The 18,698-nt window shown below is 73.2% G+C and carries 13 protein-coding genes; 6 read left to right on the forward strand and 7 right to left on the reverse strand.

Annotated features, from left to right (window positions below; translation table 11 throughout):
* Positions 1-10: 10 nt before the first annotated feature.
* Together AB0C28_RS17105 and AB0C28_RS17110 are read right to left on the reverse strand one after the other, a co-directional pair.
* On the reverse strand, positions 11-1,510 hold the full coding sequence (locus AB0C28_RS17105; protein WP_358075353.1) for an alpha-L-fucosidase: 1,500 nt from the start codon (positions 1,508-1,510) through the stop codon (positions 11-13).
* Positions 1,507-3,543: a beta-galactosidase gene (locus AB0C28_RS17110; protein WP_358075355.1), complete on the reverse strand. Its 2,037-nt coding sequence runs from the start codon at positions 3,541-3,543 to the stop codon at positions 1,507-1,509. The genes AB0C28_RS17105 and AB0C28_RS17110 overlap by 4 nt, the downstream gene beginning before the upstream one ends.
* A gap of 142 nt (positions 3,544-3,685) precedes the next feature.
* Between AB0C28_RS17110 and AB0C28_RS17115 the strand changes: the two genes are divergently transcribed.
* Positions 3,686-6,724, forward strand: coding sequence for a glycoside hydrolase family 2 TIM barrel-domain containing protein (locus AB0C28_RS17115; RefSeq protein WP_358075357.1), 3,039 nt, complete (start codon positions 3,686-3,688; stop codon positions 6,722-6,724).
* Positions 6,725-6,865: 141 nt separating this feature from the next.
* A complete protein-coding gene (locus tag AB0C28_RS17120; RefSeq protein ID WP_358075359.1) occupies positions 6,866-8,521 on the forward strand; it encodes an acyltransferase in 1,656 nt (551 codons plus the stop codon).
* A gap of 82 nt (positions 8,522-8,603) precedes the next feature.
* Here the strand turns inward: AB0C28_RS17120 and AB0C28_RS17125 are convergent, their stop codons facing one another.
* From AB0C28_RS17125 to AB0C28_RS17135, 3 genes are read right to left on the reverse strand one after another with little or no spacing between them, the layout of a single operon-like run.
* Positions 8,604-9,815 carry a GDSL-type esterase/lipase family protein gene (locus tag AB0C28_RS17125; protein WP_358075361.1) on the reverse strand — a complete coding sequence of 404 codons (1,212 nt, stop codon included), beginning with the start codon at positions 9,813-9,815 and terminating at the stop codon, positions 8,604-8,606.
* Complete coding sequence (locus AB0C28_RS17130) at positions 9,803-12,745, reverse strand: family 78 glycoside hydrolase catalytic domain (RefSeq protein ID WP_358075364.1); 2,943 nt, start codon at positions 12,743-12,745, stop codon at positions 9,803-9,805. Before AB0C28_RS17130 ends, AB0C28_RS17125 begins: the two co-directional genes overlap by 13 nt.
* The gene (locus AB0C28_RS17135) at positions 12,742-14,448 is read right to left on the reverse strand and encodes a hypothetical protein (protein ID WP_358075367.1); all 1,707 of its coding nucleotides are present in this window, start codon (positions 14,446-14,448) and stop codon (positions 12,742-12,744) included. The genes AB0C28_RS17130 and AB0C28_RS17135 overlap by 4 nt, the downstream gene beginning before the upstream one ends.
* 140 nt (positions 14,449-14,588) lie before the next feature.
* On the opposite strand from AB0C28_RS17135, the gene AB0C28_RS17140 reads away from it, so the two are divergent.
* On the forward strand, positions 14,589-16,607 hold the full coding sequence (locus tag AB0C28_RS17140; protein WP_358075370.1) for a beta-L-arabinofuranosidase domain-containing protein: 2,019 nt from the start codon (positions 14,589-14,591) through the stop codon (positions 16,605-16,607).
* 30 nt (positions 16,608-16,637) lie between these two features.
* Here AB0C28_RS17140 and AB0C28_RS17145 read toward each other — a convergent pair whose 3' ends face one another.
* Positions 16,638-16,868, reverse strand: a complete 231-nt coding sequence (locus AB0C28_RS17145) for a hypothetical protein (protein WP_358075373.1) — start codon at positions 16,866-16,868, stop codon at positions 16,638-16,640.
* Positions 16,869-16,894: 26 nt separating this feature from the next.
* Here AB0C28_RS17145 and AB0C28_RS17150 point away from each other — a divergent pair, with 26 nt between their 5' ends.
* The gene (locus tag AB0C28_RS17150) at positions 16,895-17,425 is read left to right on the forward strand and encodes a hypothetical protein (RefSeq protein ID WP_358075375.1); all 531 of its coding nucleotides are present in this window, start codon (positions 16,895-16,897) and stop codon (positions 17,423-17,425) included.
* A gap of 44 nt (positions 17,426-17,469) precedes the next feature.
* Entirely contained in the window at positions 17,470-17,832 is a 363-nt protein-coding gene (locus AB0C28_RS17155) for a hypothetical protein (RefSeq protein WP_357836271.1), read from the forward strand.
* A 13-nt stretch (positions 17,833-17,845) separates the two neighbouring features.
* Here the strand turns inward: AB0C28_RS17155 and AB0C28_RS17160 are convergent, their stop codons facing one another.
* Positions 17,846-18,196 (reverse strand): carbamoyltransferase C-terminal domain-containing protein, encoded by a 351-nt coding sequence (locus AB0C28_RS17160; RefSeq protein WP_357836268.1) that lies wholly within the window; start codon positions 18,194-18,196, stop codon positions 17,846-17,848.
* Here AB0C28_RS17160 and AB0C28_RS17165 point away from each other — a divergent pair.
* The gene (locus tag AB0C28_RS17165; protein WP_358075378.1) at positions 18,176-18,631 is read left to right on the forward strand and encodes a hypothetical protein; all 456 of its coding nucleotides are present in this window, start codon (positions 18,176-18,178) and stop codon (positions 18,629-18,631) included. The genes AB0C28_RS17160 and AB0C28_RS17165 overlap by 21 nt on opposite strands.
* The last annotated feature ends 67 nt before the right edge of the window (positions 18,632-18,698 follow it).

Raw genomic sequence — 18,698 nt, forward strand, 5'->3', positions numbered from 1 at the left:
GAGCTCCTCGTCAGGTGATCTTGATCATGTGGGCGGCTCGGGTGGGCGGCTCGGGCGGCAGGTCCGCGTAGAGGGCCTCCGGTTCCAGCCGCCAGGGGACGGGGCCGTGGCCGAGCAGCTCGACCCGCCCGGGGGCGCGCTCCAGCAGCCCGGCCGCCGTGCCCAGGCTGGTGATGGCGGCGCGGCGGTCCTGCGGCCAGGCGAGCAGCGTGGCGTAGACGGCGTCGCCGCGCCGGGTGAAGCGCACGTCCGTGGCCCGGTAGGCGCGGTCGGCCTCGTTGTAGTGCTCGTACCCCTTGACCTCGCCCAGGCCGGTCGTGCCTTCGGCGGCGCGCAGCCAGGGCGTCGTGCCGTACACGCCCTCGCCGCACACCCGCAGCCAGGCGCCCACCTCCGCCAGCAGGTCGCGGGCACGGGCGTCCACCGTGCCGTCGGCGTGCTGGGGGATGTTCAGCAGCAGGCAGCCGTTCTTGCTGACCACGTCGATCAGCGTGTGAATGACCTGCTGGGCCGACTTGCGCGGATGGAACATCGGGTCGTCGTCCGAGCAGTCGAACCACTCGCCGTCGCTGGTGTCGAACTGCCACGGGTACGGCTGCGCCGTGTCGAGCTGGCGGCGCTCGCTGTCGAGCAGCACCGCCGTGCGGTCGCTCTCCGGCACGTCCTTGATCGTCACGATGCCGCCGGTCGGGCACGTGTTGTAGTAGTGGGCCAGCAGGTCCAGCCCGGCCTTGCTGACCGGCTCCGACTCCACCACGCTGCCCTCGTCGAACGGCAGCCGGCCGTCGTCGAGGTAGACCAGGTCAGGGCGGTAGCGGTCGAGGGCCTGGCGGACGCGGGCGTAGAAGCGCTCCGACTCCCCGGCGGGCGGCCTGGCGCCGGGGTCGTGCCGGCGGGGGTAGAGCTCGGCCGGATCGAGGCCCTCCCACCAGGTTCCGGCGCCGTCGCGCGCGGTCAGCGCGCCGTCGTACGGCTCGCCGGTCTCCTGGTCCCGGCCGTGGGCCACGTCGAGCCAGCGCCAGGTCCAGTTCTGGTGGAAGCTGAGGCCGAACGGCAGCCCCGCCGCGCGGGCCGCCCGCTCCCACGCGCCCACGATGTCGCGGCCCGGGCCGACGCGGGCGGCATGCCAGCCGCGCTCGCCCGAGTCCCACAGGTCGAAGTTGTCGCAGTGGGTGGCCAGGGCGACGAAGTAACGGGCGCCGCCGGCGGCGTAGAGGTCGATCAGCTCGTCCGGGTCGAAGCGCTCGGCCCGCCAGCGCGGGAACAGGTCCTTGGCGCCCTCGCACCGGCCGAAGTGGGCGCGGTGGTGGGCCCGCTGGCGGGTGGCCCGCCGGCTCTCCCAGGGCTCCGACCAGGGCTGGGCGCCGTAGAGGTGGCGGGCGTACCAGTCGCCGGAGCGCGCCACGGACTGCGGGCCCCAGTGCGACCAGATGCCGAACTTCGCCTCGCCGAACCACTGGGGGATCCGATGGCCGCGCAGCGACCGCCAATCGGGTTGGAACGTCGTCATTTCACCACTCGTACGTCGTAGGGGGCCAGCCGCAGCGGGCCAGGCCGCAGCGGCTCGCGGCGGCCGGTGACCTCGGTCGCCGGGCCGGTGATCGTCACCGTGCTCTCGTGGCCGGACCAGTTGTGCGCGAACCAGAGCCGCTCGCCGCGTACGTTGACCGCCGAGTGCACGCTGACCTGCGGCGCGCCCGCTACCACGAGCTTGCTTGGGTGCCGGGCTTCTTGATGGAACAGCTCCGCCATGAGCCGGCGGCCGGGCAGCGTGCCCACGTAGGTCACGGTGCCCGCGCCCACGCGGTGCCGGGTGATCGCGGGCCAGCGGCCGAAGTGGGGGTGGTCGTAGTGCGCCAGCGGCTCGGCGCCCTCGGGCTCCAGGCCGTCGGCCCAGTGCCTGGCCACGTCCTGCCCGCCGGGCCAGCGCACGGGGACCGGCTCCAGCAGCGTCGAGTATTCGAGATAACGCACCCCGGCCAGGGCACGCAGCGGGCCGGGCGCGATCTCGGTGCGGGCCCTGGCCTCCTCGTCGGCGTAGCCGGTGCGGAAGGTGAGGATCAGGTGGCCGCCGTCGCGTACGTACGCCTCCAGCTCCCCGGCGAACTCCTCGGACAGGCAGTAGAGGGCGGGCACCACGATCATAGGCAAACGTTTGAATTGCGCGGGCGCCATGAACGCCGCCTGCCGTCCCGCGTCGGCCGCGCCCTGGTAGAAGGCGGCCACGACGCGTTCGTAGGAGTCGGGGTCGGGGGAGCGGCCGTCGAGGGTGAGCGGCGGCTGGAAGCCCAGCGCCCACTTGCTCTCGTGCGCGTACACGAATCCGACGTCGGCGTCCGGCGTGAGCCCCGTGAGGTCGTCGCCCGCCCGGTCGAGCTCCGCGCCCAGCGCCGCCACCTCGTCGTAGATCCGGCCTGGTTCGAGGGCGTGGCCGAGGATGCCGCCCCAGTATGTCTCCGCGCCGTACGGCAGCGTGTGCCAGTGCCAGTACGAGATCATCTCAGCCCCGCGCGCCACCAGGGCCCAGGCCGCCTGGCGGAGCTGCCCGTCGTACGGCGGCAGATTGAGCTGCGAGCCCGCGATCGACGTGGCGTTGGTCTCGGTCACCCAGAACCGGTCCTGCCGGGAGGCGTACATGCGGTCGGCGGCCTGGAACAGCCCGGCGGGCGTGGTGGTGAACCAGGAGATCTCGGCGGGCGCGTCCGCGTCGTCGTGGACCAGCGCGTCCTGCGGCAGGTAGTAGGCGTTGCCGCTGGTCACCGTCAAGTGCTCCGACAGCCGCACGTCGTGCAGCGCGGGCCGCTGGTAGGCCAGGCACGTGGTCAGCGCGCGGTCCCCGGGGACCAGCTCGCGGACCAGATCGGCCTGCCAGGCGATGAACTCCGTGGTCAGCTCGGCCTGGAACGTGCGCCAGGCCAGGTCGTAGGAGGGGGTCGTGTTGCCTTCGGGGCGCCACAGCTCGTCCCAGCCGGCCAGGCGGTGCGACCAGTAGGTCAGCCCCCACTCCTCGTTGAGGCGCTCGACGTCGCCGTACCGTTGCGCCAGCCAGGTCTTGAACCGCTTGAACACCGGCTCGTTGTGGATGAGGTGCAGGCCGGGCTCGTTGTCGAGCTGGACGCCGAGCACGGCGGGGTGGCCGCCGTGCTCGCCGATGACGGCGCGGACGACCCGCTCGGCGTACCGGAGGAAGACCGGGGAGGTGAAGTCCACCTCCTGGCGCGCGCCCCAGGGGATCCGGCGGCGGTCGGCCCGCTCGACGGCCAGCTCGGGGTGCTTGCGCTGCAACCACGGCGGGACGGCGTAGGTGGGCGTGCCGAGCAGCACCTTCATGCCGCGCTCGTGCGCCGCGTCCAGGATCGGCGTCATCCAGTCGAGGGCGAACACGCCGTCGCGCGGCTCCCAGGTGGACCAGACGGACTCGCCCACGCGGATGGTGTCGATCTTCGCCCGCGCCATGAGGTCGAGGTCGCGTCCGAGGTCGGGGGCGCGCTGGTATTCCCAGTAGTAGGCGGTGCCGAATCGGATGCCGGGTGGAGGCGTCATGAGATCCCCAGCGAGTGTTAAAACGATTTACCGAATGATATATTTATTCACGAGTGTATGTCAATGCCTGTGAGATCTGGTGTCGTGCGGGGCGGCCTTATAGGGTTAAAACGTTTTGTCTCACTCGGGAGGACCCGTTCGGATGGCCGATTCCCCTCTGCCCTTCCACGAGGACCCGGCGCCCGGCTCCGGACGACGGCCGGCCCGCTCGGACTTCGTCTCCGACGCGCCCCGGCTCTCGCTCAACGGCCGCTGGCGCTTCCGGCTCTCCGGCACCGCCGAAGGGACCGGCCCCTCGCTGCCCGACCCGGACCTCGACGACAGCGGCTGGGACACGATCCGGGTGCCCGCCCACTGGGTGCTGGAGGGCCACGACCGGCCCATCTACACCAACACGGCGTACCCGTTCCCCATCGATCCGCCGTACCTGCCGGACGAGAACCCCACCGGCGACCATCGCCTCCGCTTCGGCCTGCCGCCCGGCTGGCCCGCCGGGCGCAGCGTGCTGCGCTTCCAGGGGGTCGACTCCTGCGGCACCGTCTGGCTCAACGGCGAGCTGCTCGGGCACTCCAAGGGCAGCAGGCTGCCGTTCGAGTTCGACGTCACCGGGCTGGTAAAACCCCGGGACAACCAGCTCGCCGTACGCGTGCAGCGCTGGTCTTCCGGCAGCTACCTGGAGGATCAGGACATGTGGTGGCTGCCGGGCATCTTCCGCGACGTGGAACTGCTGTCCCGGCCGGAGGGCGGCATCGACGACTTCACCGTACGCGCCTCCTACCACGACGGCGCCGGCACCCTCCTCGTCACCGCCGACGCTCCCGGCCACGTGGAGGTCCCCGAACTCGGCGTCGCCGCCGCCACCGGCGAGCAGGTCACCATCCCCCGGGTGGAGCCGTGGAGCGCCGAACACCCCCGCCTCTACCGCGGCACGCTCACGGCGGCCGGCGAGACGATCGAGCTGGCCATCGGCTTTCGCACCGTCGAGATCGACGGCGGACGGCTCCTCGTCAACGGCGCCCCCGTGCTGTTCCGCGGCGTCAACCGGCACGAGCACGACCCCGACCGCGGCCGCTCCCTCGACCGCGCCACCATGATCCGCGACATCGAGCTGATGAAGCGGCACAACGTCAACGCCGTCCGCACCGCCCACTACCCGCCGCACCCCGAGTTCCTGCGTCTGTGCGACGAGTACGGGCTGTGGGTGGTCGACGAATGCGACATCGAGACGCACGGCTTCATCTACGCCGGCTGGGAGGGCAACCCACCCGCCGAGCCCATGTGGCGTGAGGCGCTGCTCGACCGTGCCCGGCGCATGGTCGAACGCGACAAGAACCACCCGAGCGTGGTCATCTGGTCGCTCGGGAACGAGAGCGGCGCCGGCTCCGCCTTCGGCGACATCGAGGACTACATCCGCCACCGCGACCCCACCCGGCCGCTGCACTACGAGCGCGACCCCAGCTACCGGCACTCCGACTTCCACAGCCTCATGTACCCGTCCCTGGACGATCTTGAACGTATCGGGCGAGGGGCGGAGGAGCCTCCCTCGGGGATCGAGCCTGACTCGCCGGAGGACGTGCGCCGGCGGGGGCTGCCGTTCCTGCTGTGCGAGTACGCCCACGCCATGGGGAACGGGCCCGGGTCGCTTGCCGACTACCAGGCGATTCTGGAGTCGTACGAGCGGTTCTGCGGGGCGTTCGTGTGGGAGTGGATCGATCACGGGCTGGCCGGGCGCGACGCGCTGGGGCGGCGGTACTACCGGCACGGCGGGGACATCGACCATCAGCCGAACGGGGAGCGCTTCTGTCTTGATGGGCTGCTGTTCCCCGACCGGACGCCGTCGCCCGGGCTGGCCGAGCTGCGCAAGGCGATCGAGCCGGTGCGGATCACGGTGGAGGGTGGGGAGGTCGTGGTGCTGAACAAGTACGACTTCCTGTCGCTCGCGCATCTCGGCTTCCGGTGGTGTGTCGAGCGGGACGGGGTGCGGATCGCCTCGGGCGTCCTGACCGTCCCCGACTGCCCGGCCCGCTCGGAAACCCGCCTCCCCCTGCCACACGCGGCCATCGCCGCGTCGGGCGGTCTGTCGCGTGCGGCGGTGGATGGTGAGACGTGGCTGACCGTGGAGGCGGTGCTGGCCGACGACACCCGCTGGGCTCCGGCCGGCCACGTGATCGCCTGGGGCCAGACCCGCCTCGACCAGCCCGCCCCACCCCCGCCCCCTCCCGCCCCGATCATCGAGCCGGGCACCACTCCGGCGATCGGGCCGGACATGGGATCGGCTGGCGAGCCGGGTGCCGGGACTCGGTGCGGGCAGGACGGCGAGATGGCCGGCCGGGCGGGTGGGGGAGAGGTGCTGCGGCTCGGACCGGCGGCCTTCGACGGCCGGACCGGACGCTTGATCCGCATCGGTGAGCTGGAGCTGGACGGGCCGGTGTTCGACGTGTGGCGGGCCCCCACCGAGAACGACCGGGGCCAGGGCCCCAGGAACGCCCTGGCCGCCGACTGGGAGGCGGTGGGCCTGGACCGCTTCCTGCACCGGTGCGCCGCCGTCGAACGCCCCGACGACGGCACGATCGTCGTCAGGGGACGCAGCGGCCCCGCCACCCGTACCCTCGGCTTCCGCACCACGTTCACCTACCGGCTGCGCGACGGCGGGCTGCACCTGCTGATCGAGGCCGACCCCGTGGGCGACTGGCACGACACCGCCTACGGCCACCTCGACGTCGACCCGCCCCGGATGGGCGCCAGGTTCGCGCTGCCCGGCGGCTACAGCGAGGTCACCTGGTTCGGCCGGGGCCCGGGGGAGTCGTACGCCGACAGCCGTGCCGCCGCCCGCGTCGGCCGGCACGCCCGGTCGATCGACGCCCTGCAGACCCCGTACGTCGTGCCCCAGGAGAACGGCAACCACGTCGAGACCCGCTGGCTGGAGCTGTCGGGCGCGGGCCTGCCCACCCTGCGCGTGGACGGCGAGCCGCAGCTCGACTTCACCGCCCGCCGCTGGACGAGCGAGGCACTGCAGGCCGCCCGCCGCCCGCACGACCTGAGCGACTCGGGGCGCGTGTGGCTCAACCTGGATCATGGTCAGCAGGGCATCGGCAGCGCGTCGTGCGGCCCCGCGCTGCCCGAACGCTACCGGCTGGCCGTCCGCCGCTACACCTGGTCCATGACCCTGACCCTGCACTGACCATCCCCGCACGGACCTGGTCGCTGACGCCGAGACCGCCCGGACCCGATGCCGAAGCCGGCCGCTGACACTGAGACCACCCAGACCCGACGCCGCACCTGGTCGCTGACGCCGACCCCGTACCGAGAGGACGCCGACCCCATGACAGGACCGTCCAAGTTCGACTTCCGCCCGTGGCTGTTCTGGGACCACGCGACCGAGGAGGACCGCCGCGCCCAGGAGGCCCACCTGGCCGGCCTCCGCGAGGTGATCGGGCTCGACGCGGCGGGGAAGGTGTTCATCTCGCCGCTGGCCGCCGTGCACACCGACCGGCTGCGGATGGGCGACTTCTGCTACATCGCCGCCCACGCCTACGTCACCGACGACGTCTCCATGGGGTCGGACTGCACGGTCAACCCGTACGCGGTGGTGCGGGGGAAGGTGTCGCTGGGGGATGCCGTACGGATCGGGGCGCACACGTCCCTGCTGGGCTTCAACCACTCCACCGCCCCCGACCAGCCCGTCTTCCGCCAGCCCATCACCAGCCGGGGCATCCGCGTCGGGGACGACGTGTGGATCGGCTCGAACGTCGTCGTGCTCGACGGGGTGACGATCGGCGACCACGCCGTCATCGGCGCGGGCTCCGTCGTCACCAAGGACGTCCCCGCCTGGGCCATGATGGCCGGCAACCCGGCCCGCCCCCTCCGCGACCGCCGCCACCCCCGCCCGTCCACCACCTCAGGGGGCGGGCTGGAGGGGCGGCTGGGTGCGTTCGCCGAGCGGGCGCGGGAGCAGGCGGGGGAGGTGCTCGCCCGCTGCTGGACCGGCGAACGATATGTCGACCGTCCCGGGGCCCGGCCGACCGTGCGGGCCTGGGCCGACGCCGTCGAGATCGCCGACCTGCTGCTCGGCGGTCCGCCGCCGACCCCGGCCCGTGAGGAGATCGTCGCCTTCCTGCGCGACCGCCAGGACCCGGCGACGGGCCTGGTCCCCGAGATAGGCGCACCCGGCTCACCCGAGGCGGCCGACGGCGGGCGGCCCGAGCTGGAGGGCATCACCGCCTACCACGTCCTGTCCGTCGGGTACGCGCTCGACCTGCTCGGCACCGGCTTCGAGCACCCGATCGCGGCGGTCTCGGACCTCGCCCCCGGGGAGCTGCTCGCCACCCTCGACGGGCTCGACTGGGCGCGTAACGCCTGGACGGCCGGGTCGTGGGTGGACGCGTTCGGGACCGGGCTCTATCGCAACCTCTCCGATTTCGGGGTACGCGGCCCGAACCTGGAGACCCTGTACGGCTGGCTGCTGACCCGCTGCCGCCAGGCCCACGGAATGTGGGGCGAACCGGATGGGGACGCCGGCTGGCTGCAGGTGGTCAACGGCTTCTACCGGTTGACGAGGGGGACGTTCGCCCAGTTCGGGCTGCCGCTGCCGTACCCGGAACGGGCCGTTGACACGGTGCTCGCCCAGTCCCGTGACCCCCGCTACTTCGGCCCGGGCACCGGCAACGCCTGCAATGTGCTCGACGTCATCCACCCGCTCTGGCTGACCGCCCGCCAGACCCGGCACAGGCGCGCCGAAGGCGAGGCGTGGGCCAGGGAGCAGCTCGGCCGCGCGCTCGGAGGCTGGCAGGACGGGGCCGGACTCAGCTTCGCCCTGACCGTGGGGCCGGGCGAGACCCGCACGCCTGGGCTCCAGGGCACGGAGATGTGGCTGGCCATCATCTGGCTCCTGTCCGACTACCTCGGCCTCTCCGACACCCTCGGCTACCGGCCCCGCGGGGTCCACCGCCCAGAACCGGCCATCCACTTCCCGGTCTGAGCGGTGGGTGGCCTGTCCAGGCGGTTTGGAAGCGGTGATCCGTCTCCTGGTCTGACCGGTCGTGTCGGCTACCGGTGCGGGGTCATGGCGCGGGCGGGTGGTTCGGGCGGAGTGAGTCTAGGTCCACTGCGCCGGCCATCGCCTGATGGCCGGCGATGCTCGGGTGCAGGTGGTCGCCGCTGTCGTGGCGGGGCAGGAGGCGGGCCGGGTCGGCGGGGTCGCGCAGGGCCGCGTCGAAGTCGATCAGCCCGTCGAACCCGTCGGCCTCGCGGATGAAGGCGTTCACCTCCTGACGGGCCCGTTCCGCATCGGGACTGTGGAAGACCGCACCGGTGAACGGGGTGATGGTGGCGCCGATCACGCGCACCCCGGCGGCGTGCGCGGCGGTGACGATGCGGCGGTAGGCGGCGATGAGGTCCTCGGCCCGCGCCCCCGCCCCGAGGTCGTTGACGCCCGCCGCCAGGATCACGAGGTCGATGCCCGGCTTGGTCAGCACCTCGGCGGTGAGCCGATCCTCGGCCGCACGGCCGGTGCCCGCCGCCAGCACCTTCCCACCCGACACGCCCTCGTTGACGACCGCGATCCCGCTGCCGATCGCGAGCCAGCCGGCGGCGGTGAGCCCGTTGTCTGCCCAGAGCCCGGGGCCGGGCGTGAGTTCGGTGCCCCAGGCCAGGAGGTCGGTCCAGCCGTGGCCGGTTTCTGAGCCCACCCCGGTGGTGAGCGAGTCGCCGAGGACGGCCACGGCGGACACCGGCTCGGGCGCGACGACGATCAGCGCGTCCAGCCAGTGCCAGACCGCCGCCTCCTCCGTGTACGCGCCGCCGTCCTCGTCGGCCGCGTGGTCGCCGGGCATCGATCGGTACACGGGTGAAAAGGCGGCCTGCTGTCCGTACGCCGGGGCCGTGGCACGGTTGCGGCCGGTCAGGACGCCGCTGTCGCCCCGCAGGTAGAGGCTGACGGCGAGCCGCTGCCGGGCAGGCACGGGGCCGGGCAGCGGGTCGCTGAGTACCGTCGCCCCCGGGGCCAGCCGCACCTCGGCCCGGCCCCCGAAGGTCAGCCGCCGGTTGGAACCCGGCACCAGCGCCGCCCCCGCCCGCCCCACGCCCAGGTACACGTGGCCGAACGTCACCTCCCGGTCCCCGAACGCGTTGGTCAGCCGGACCCGGAGGCCCGTGCCGCCCACCGTCGTGCGCACCACGTTCCGTACGGTCAGGTCGTGCAGTGAGCCGGGGAGGCGTTCGGCGGCGGCCGCCCAGGTGGTCACCGGGCGGCCGCCGCCGGTCAGGGGCGCCACGTCGCGGTGAAGGAGTGGAGGCCTGAGCCCGCCTCGCACACCAGCGCCCGCCCGGTGGTTGGTGGGTCGGACGGTTGTGCCGACGCCGGATCGGTCGCGGGTGCCAGGCGGCTCGACGTCAGGTCGGTGGGTGCCCCGGTCACCGGGCGGCCCGTCGTCAGGTCGGTGGGTACGCCGGTCACCGGGTGGCTCGACGCCAGGTCGGTGAGCACCCCTGTCACCGGGCGGCCCGATGAGCGGACCGAGGCCGGGTCGGTGGTGGGGACGTGGACGGTGGCCAGGGCGCCGGGTGGGACGCGGACCTCCAGGCGGAGCGTGTCCCCGTCCACCTCCCACCGGCTGCCGAGCCGCCCCAGCGGGGTCTCGTACTCGGCGGACGCCCACCGCAGCAGCCCCCCGACCAGCGGACGGACGATCGGGCGGCGGAAACCGGCCGAGTCGTCCCGCTGCCCGAGCCCGGCCACCCCGCCGTACAGCCACGCCCCGACCGAGCCGAGCGCGTAGTGATTGAAGGAGTTCATGGCGACGGGCCCGAAGCCCGCCTCCTCCGTCCAGCCGTCCCACCGCTCCCAGATGGTGGTGGCGCCGCGCTTGATGGAGTACCCCCACGACGGGTACCGGTCGTCGTGCAGCAGCGCGTACGCCAGGTCGGCGTGCCCGTGCGCCGACAGCACCGGCCCGAGCAGGCCCACGCCGGCGAAGCCGGTGGTCAGCCGCCGCCCGCGCCGTTCCAGGTCGGCCACCAGGTGCCCGACGGCGGCCGGCACGAGGCCGGCGGGCACCAGGTCGTGCGCGAGCGCCAGCAGGTAGCCGGTCTGCGTGTCGCCGGTGATCCGCCCGTCCGGCGAGACGAACTCCCGCGCGAACGCCTCCCCGATGCGGGCGCGCAGCCCCGCGTAGTGGGAGTGGGTGTCGAGGTCCCCGAGTACGTGCGCCGCCCTGGCGGTCAGGTCGGCGCTCAGCGCGAAGTACGCGGTGGCCATCACGTCGCGGGAGGTCCGCACCCCGGCCTGCAGCCAGTCGCCGTAATGGCTGCCGACCCGGTGGCGCCAGACGAGGCCGGGGTTGTGCCGTTCGACGTGGTCCACCCAGCGGCGCATGCTGGGCAGGCTGTCGCGCAGCACGCGCTCGTCCCCGTACACGCGGTAGAGGTGCCACGGCACGACCGTCGCGGCGTCGCCCCAGCCGGGGGTGCCGTGCCGCTCGGTCATGACGTGCGGCACCACGTCGGGCACCGCGCCGCCCACGGCGTCCTGGGCGCAGCGCAGGTCGGCCAGCCAGCCGGTGAAGAACGCGGCCACGTCGGCGTTGTAGCAGGCCGTGGGCAGGAATACCTGCGCGTCCGCGGTCCAGCCTAGGCGCTCGTCGCGTTGCGGGCAGTCGGTCGGCACGGAGACGAAGTTGTCGCGCTGGCTCCAGCGGATGTTGCTCATGAGCTGGTTCACGGTGGGGTCGGAGCAGGTGAAATCGCCCGCCACCGGTGTGTCCGAGTGCATCGCCCGCCCGGTCACCTCGATCTCGCCCGCGTGGCCGCCGGTCACCTCGACATCACCGGCGCTGCCGGCGGTGCGCCCGTCCGTACGGTCGCCGGGCAGATGGGTCGTGAGTTCGACGTAACGGAAGCCGTGCACCGTGAAGCGCGGTTCGAACGTCTCCTCCGCCCGCCCCGCCGCCACATAATGATCCGTGGCCTCGGCCGAGCGCAGGTTGTCGGTGTAGAGGTCGCCGCCGGCGGTCAGGGCCTCCCCGTGCCTGAGCGTGACGCGGGTGCCGGATGCCGCGCCGCGCAGCGTCAGGCGGACCCGGCCGGCGATGTTCTGGCCGAGGTCGACGATGGTGCGGCCGTCCTTCACGACGGTCTCGACGGGCACGAGGTCCTGCGTCACCCGGACGGGCTCGGCGGCCGACGGCACCAGGACGGAGAGGTCGGTGTCCGCCACGCGGGCGGGCGCCCAGGAGGAGTCGTCGAAGCCCGGCAGGTCCCAGCCGTCGTGCTCCAGCCGGGCGTCGTACCACTCGCCCATGAGCAGGTCGGCGTAGCGCAGCGGCCCGGTCGTCTCGCGCCAGCTCCCGTCGGTGCCGATCACGGTACGGGAGCCGTCCGCGTGCTCGGCCACGAGCTGGACCAGCAGCTGCGGATGCCGCCCGTACCGCTGGGCCTGCTGCCGGCCGTCCCAGCCCAGGCTGCCCGACCACCAGCCGTCCGCGAGCACCGCCCCGACGCACAGCGGGCCGCCCCCGCCGGCCAGGGCGGCGTTCCCTACCAGTTCGGTGACGTCGTACACCTGGTAGGGGATGCGCCGCCGGTACTCGGTCCAGCCGGGGGTCAGCTCGCCGTCGCCGACGCGGTGGCCGTTGACGCGCAGCTCGTACAGGCCGCGCGCGGTGCAGGCGATCCTGATCGCGGTGGCCGGGCGCAGGCGGATCTCGCGCCGGAAGTGGCGCGGCGCGGGCAGGTGCGACGTGCGGACGGTACGCGGCTCGCGGTCGTCCGTGGGCGGCTCGAAGGGCGGCTCGGTCTCGGGGTCGTGCCCGATCCAGGCTGCGGCCCACTCGTCGGCGTGCAGGACGCCGGTCCCGAACCACGACTCCGCCGCCCGCGTCGTGCCGTCGGCGGCCCGCACCTCGACCCGCCAGGCATACCGGGCGAACGACGTCAGCGGCGCGCCGCCGTAGTCCACGCTCACGTCCTGGCCGTCGATCCACCCGCTGTCCCAGGCAGCGCCGCCAGCCGGGCCGTCGGCTGGGCCGCCGCGGACAGTCACGCGGAAGGCGGCCTGCGTGTCGCCGCGCCGGTCGGAGGCGAGCCGCCAGCTCAGCCTGGGCACGGGCACGCCGATCCCTTGCGTGGTGTCGAGGTGCTCGCAGCGCAGCGCGTACGGGGTCAGCGTCTCCGCGGACGGGACGTCCGCCAGGTTCCAGCCGCTCACCAGGCCCACTCCCGCTCCGGCCGGGCCAGGGCGTAGTCGCGCCGTGGCGCGGTCGGATGGACCTTGCGCCCGCTGTACATCGGCCGGGCCGTCCCCTCCGGGCTGATGCCGATCACGTCGTCGCCGCGCCAGCGCACCTGGTACTCGCGCTCCGCCGCGACCTCGGTGCTCGTCGTCTCCGGCACGGGGAAGGTGACCGTGACGCGTTCACCCCGGCGCGGCGCGGGGATCGACAGGTAGCCGTCGGGGGCCCACACCCCTGCCTCCGCGCCGTCGTGGTCGCCGGACGGGCGGGAGACGCGGACCTTGGCGTACCCGGCCCAATCGGGCATTCGCAGCCGCAGCTCGGGCAGGTCCCCGTGCACGTCGAGGTCCACCCGGCCCTCGTGGGGGAGGTGGCTGAGCACGGTGACGCTCCGGGTGGCGCGGGTGAGGAGCAGGTTGACGCGGGTCACCCGGTCGTCGGCGGTGACGATCGAGTTCCAGCCCCAGAACAGGCCGCGCACGCCGGAGCCGACGCAGCACGCCTGCACGTCGGCGGTGTGCCCGCGGCCCAGCTCGACGTCGCAGACGTAGTCGTTGGGCGCGCCGTAGCCGGCGAAGGCGCCGAGCACGCGCTCACCCACCCGTACATGTGTCGTCCAGCCGGGCTCGTCGCCGGACGTGTCCTGGGCGGATTCCACCCAGCTGAGGTCGAGCAGCTGCGACTCCACGAGGTGGTTGCGCAGGAACCGCTCCACCACCCCCCAGTACGCGGTGTGGCCCGAGCGGGCCAGCGTGGTGCCGGTGCCGATGAGGTCGACCAGGGAGCAGCTCTCGTGCTCGTAACGCTGGTCGGCCAGGTCGCCGGGCGTCCAGCCGAACGCCGTGGCCTGGCCGAGTGCCCAGTCGTAGGCGCGGCGCACGAACGCGGTCAGCTCGTGGTCGCCGGTGTGGGCGGCGTACCTGGCGAGTCCTTCGAGCGTGCCCAGCCGGGTGTGAAAGTGGCCGCTGCGGTAGGCGCGCGCCGCGTTGAAACTCCCGTCCTCCCCATAGATGCCGCTCTTGTACACGATGAGCCGGGCGAACCAGCCGCACAGCTCCAGCGCGTCCTCGTTGCCCGTGGCCTGGTGGTAGCGGAGCAGCGGCATGATCAGCCGCCCGCTGAACGAGGCGGGGTCTGGGGCGAGGTGCAGCGCGATCGCGTTGGGCGAGGGCCAGCCGGCCGGCGTGTACTCGGAGGCGGGGTAGAACCACACGTCCCGCTCCTTGATCGCGATCCGCTTGAGCGCGGCCACGTGCCGGTCGGCCAGCTTGCGCGCCTCGGGGTCGCCGTCGGAGACGAACCAGGTGGTCAGCGCGAGCAACACGGCCCGCTGGTCGATCAGGTTGGCGTTGGCCGCCCACCCCACCTCGGGCCGGGCCAGCCGGTAGCTCAGCCCGTCGTCGCCGAAGAAGCCGATCAGCCGCCGCCGGAAGCCCTCCTCGGCCTCGCGCCAGGTCTCCTGGCCGGTCATCTGCCTGGCCAGGACGCAGGCGTCGAGCAGCCGGCCGTGGCTGGAGCCCCAGTCCCAGTCGCCGTGCCGCAGCACCGCAGGACGGGCGAGCAGGTCGGCGCTGAAGTACGGCATGCCGCCCATGTCGTCGTCCGGCAATCCGGTCACCGCGTTCATCGCCAGCGCGGCCCGCTCTTCGAGCAGCACCGTGTCGGGGATCTCGGACATCGCCATCCCTTCGTCGCACATAAATATTCATGTGTGCATAGATGTCTCATTCAGACTCCTTCGCGTCCGGCGTGACGTCAAGGTGTGCATAGATATTCGTATCTTGTTGGATATGTGAAGGCTGAGGCAGGATGGCTGACATGAGCGATGATGCAGTGGTGCGGCCGCGCCCTGACGCGGCGGTGACGTTGCGGCCCGCCTCGGGCGGGCGCGTCGAGGGCGGCTTCTGGGGCGCGCGGCAGCGGGTCAACCGCGAGGTGACGATCCCGCTGGGCGGCGAACGGATCCGCGAGTCGGGCGCCTTCACCAACCTGGAGCTGGCAGCCCTCGAACGGACCGGCGGCGCGGGAGGGGAGCACCGAGGCAAGGTCTTCGCCGACTCCGACGTCTACAAGTGGCTGGAGGCCGTGGCCTGGGAGCGCGGCAGGGCCGAGGACGAGAGCCTGGCCACGTCGTACGACGAGGCGGTGCGGATCGTCGCCGCCGCCCAGCGGCCCGACGGCTACCTGCACACCCACACCCAGCTCACCGGCCGCCCGCCCTACTCCGACCTGGCCTCCAGCCACGAGCTCTACTGCGCCGGCCACCTCATGCAGGCCGCCGTCGCCGGTCGCCGTGCCACCGGCGACGCCACGCTGCTCGGCGTGGCCGCCCGCTTCGCCGACCACCTCGTCAAGGACCTGCCGGGCGCCGCGCTCGACGGGCATCCCGAGGTGGAGACGGGCCTGGCCGAGCTGTACCGGGAGACCGGCGTCCGGCCGTACCTCGACCTGGCCGCCCGCATGATCACCGGACGCGGCCACGAACGGCTCCCGCTCAAGGGCCACCACGGGCCTGGCATCCGGCAGGACCGCGTCCCGCTGCGCGCGGCCACCGCCGTCGAGGGGCACGCCGTCCGCGCCATGTACCTCGCCGCCGGCGCGGCCGACGTCGCCGCCGAGACCTCCGACCGCGGCCTGCTGGACGCGCTGGAACGGCAGTGGCTCGACATGGTGGCGACCAGGACGTACCTGACCGGCGGGCTCGGCTCCGTCTGGTACGGCGAGCAGTTCGGCGGCCCCCACGAGCTGGCCCCCGAGACCGCCTACTGCGAGACCTGCGCCGCCATCGGCAGCGTCCAGTGGTCCTGGCGCATGCTCCTGGCCACCGGGGCCGCCCGGTACGCCGACCTCATGGAACGCACCCTGCACAACGCCGTGCTGCCGGGCATCTCCCTCGCCGGCGACCGCTTCTTCTACGTCAACGCGCTGCGGGTGCGCGCCGGCGCCAACCCCGACGACCGGCGCGCCGCCGCCCGGGGCCGCCAGGACTGGTACGGCACCGCCTGCTGCCCGCCCAACGTCATGCGCCTGCTCTCCTCGCTCGGCCACTACCTGGCCACCCGGGACGACGAGGGCGTCCAGCTGCACCTGTACGCGAACGGGACCATCCGGGCGGGGGACGTCCTGCTGGAGGTGGAGACGGACTACCCGTGGGACGGCCGGGTCGAGATCGTGGTCAGGGAGACGCCGGACCTGCCGTGGACCCTCGCGCTGCGCATCCCGGCGTGGGCCGACGGGACGGCCGGCGTGGACGGCGAACCCGCGAACCCCACAGCGCTCCCCACGACCGCGACGACCGCCACGACCGGCGCGAACGCTCGGACGTTCGTGGATGGACCTGGCATGACGGGCGGGCGTGGCGAGGCGGGCGCAGGGGCGGGCGGTGGTGAGGGCGGGCCCGGTGGGTATCACCGCGTCCGCCGGGCCTGGCGGCCCGGTGACCGCGTCAGCCTGGACCTCGCCGTCCGCCCCCGCCTGACCGCCGCCGTGCCCCGGCTGGACGTGGCCCGGGGGCAGGTCGCGGTCGAGCGCGGCCCGCTCGTCTACTGCCTGGAGCAGGTGGACCACCCGGGCGTCATCGTGGACGACCTGTGCCTGGCGGGGCCCGACCTGAGGGACGGCAGCCCGCTGCCCGGCCTGCCCGCCGAGGTGGTGCCGGTCCTCGCGCGCGGCCGGGCCCACGCGCACCGCGAGGAGGACGGCGGCTTCCCCTACCGCACCGCCACCGCCCCCCGTGAGCCGGAGCACGCGGGCCCGGTCGAGCTCACCTTCGTGCCGTACCACACCTGGGCCAACAGGGGCGCCGGCCCCATGACGATCTGGGCCCCGATGCACTGACGCCCCGGCCCCCGGCACGTAAGCTGCCGTCTACCGCGGTGACGCATCACGAGGGCCGGCCGCCGGGCTGACGCGCTCCCTGCCCGGCGCCTGTTCCGGCTGCTCGGGCTGCTGGAGGCGCCGGACTTCCCGGCGTGGACGGCCGCCGCGGTGCTCGACGTCGAGACGCACCGGGCCCAGGAGCTCCTCGACGAGCTGGTGGACGTCAATCTTCTCGACGTCGTGACGGCGTTCGAGCCACCGGCGCGTTACCGCTTCCACGACCTGATCCGGGCGTACGCACGAGAGTGCGTGGAGGCGGAGGAGACGCCGGAACGGCGCGAAGAGGCGTTGATCCGGGCGTTCGGCGCGCTGCTGGCGCTGATCCCGCGTCGGCCGATCCGCTGTCCCTGCTGGCGGCGGAGGGCCCGGCGCTGCTGGCCGCCATCGGGCAGGCCGCGGACCTCGGCCTGGACGAGATCTGCTGGGAGCTGGCTCTCGGCACCGAGACCCTGTTCCAGGCCAGGCGCTCGCTCGATCGCTGGGAGAACGCCTACGGCCCCGCGCTCGTCCTGACCGAGGCGGCGGGGAACAAGCGCGGCGAGGCCGCGCTGCTGGCCTCGCTGACCGGGGTGCACTTCATGCGGTGCCGCTTCGACCTGGCCGAGGCGTGCTGCACGAAGGCCGTACGGCTGTTCCAGGAGCTCGGCGACCGGATAGGCGAGGCCCAGGCGCTGCAGTACATCCCCTATGTCCTGGTCGCCGCCGGCCCTCGGAGCGTCGCCGGTACGAGCGGAACCTTCACCCTCTCCGACCTGTCGCCCACCGTGGCGCGATGAGCCCTTCAGAGACGAGGAGCACGAGGAGCACGAGGAGTCAGGCCATGTCACTCCGCAAGAGGCCGCTGCCGCTCGTTCTGGCCGTCCTGCTGTCGGTCCCGCTGTTCGCCACCACGACCGGGACCGCGCACGCCGCCCTCATCACGTACTGCAACCGCGAGATCGGCAACAACGTGGAATGCGGCAGCGCGTCCTACCTGTCGATCACGGGAGGCTCGGTCGAGGCCGGAAGGGGGATGGACGTGTACCTCTACACCGACTCGAACGTCTCGGACGCGACGTACAGCTCGAAGGGGAGCTCCGGGCACACCACGATGACGCACCGGCGGCTCAGCCCGGCGTTCAGCACCTGCAAGTGGGTCCTGTTCAAGGGCAAGTCGCACATCCTCTGCAAGTACCGCAACTGACCCGTCCCGCCGCTCAGCCGGCCGCGCTCTCCTGGCCGGTGCGCTCCAGCACGTGGTCACCGAGGACGAGAACGTCCAGCCCGCTGCGCATGAACGTGGACAGGGCGTCCTCCGGGGAGCACACGATGGGCTCGCCGGCCAGGTTGAAGGACGTGTTGAGCACGGCCGGCGTGCCGGTCATGTCGCGGAAGGACTCGATCACGTCGTAGTAGCGCGGCGTCCGGTCGCGGCGGACGTACTGCGGGCGCGCGGTGCCGTCCACGTGCACGGTCGCCGGCATCAGGGGGCGTACGCCGTCGCGGACGTGGGTCGCGCCGAGCATGTAGTGCCCGAGGTCGCCGAGGTGGTCAAGAGCTGCGGACATCTGCCGCTGGCCGTCCGCATCGTCGGCAGCCGGCTGCGCGGCAGGCGGGCCTGGTCGATCGGCTACCTGGCCCGGCGGCTGCGCGAGAGCTGGCCGGGGCTGGAGGAGTTCGTCACCGGTGACCGCAGCGTCGCGGACGCGCTCACGCTCTCGTACGAGCGGCTGACCCCGGACGAACGGCACCTGCTACGGCTGCTGAGCCTGCTGCCCCCGACGAGCGTCGACGCCTGCATGGCCGCGGCGCTGGCCGACGTCGGCGTGGACTGGGCCGAGCGGCTGCTCGAAGGTCTCTTCGACGTGCACCTGATCGAGCAGTCCGCGCCCGGCCGCTACCGCCTGCACGAAATCGTCCGCCGCTTCGCCAACGCCACGGCCCGCTACACGCTGACCGACGCGTCCCGGCACGAGGCGATGGGCCGGATCCTCGGCTGCTGACGCCGGCGCCGCCGCCGACGTCGGCGGTAAGGCCGGCTCGCCGGTCGATCCCGCCCGCGGTCAGCTC

Source organism: Nonomuraea sp. NPDC048892 (assembly GCF_040649735.1).
Classification (GTDB): Bacteria; Actinomycetota; Actinomycetes; order Streptosporangiales; family Streptosporangiaceae; genus Nonomuraea; species Nonomuraea maheshkhaliensis.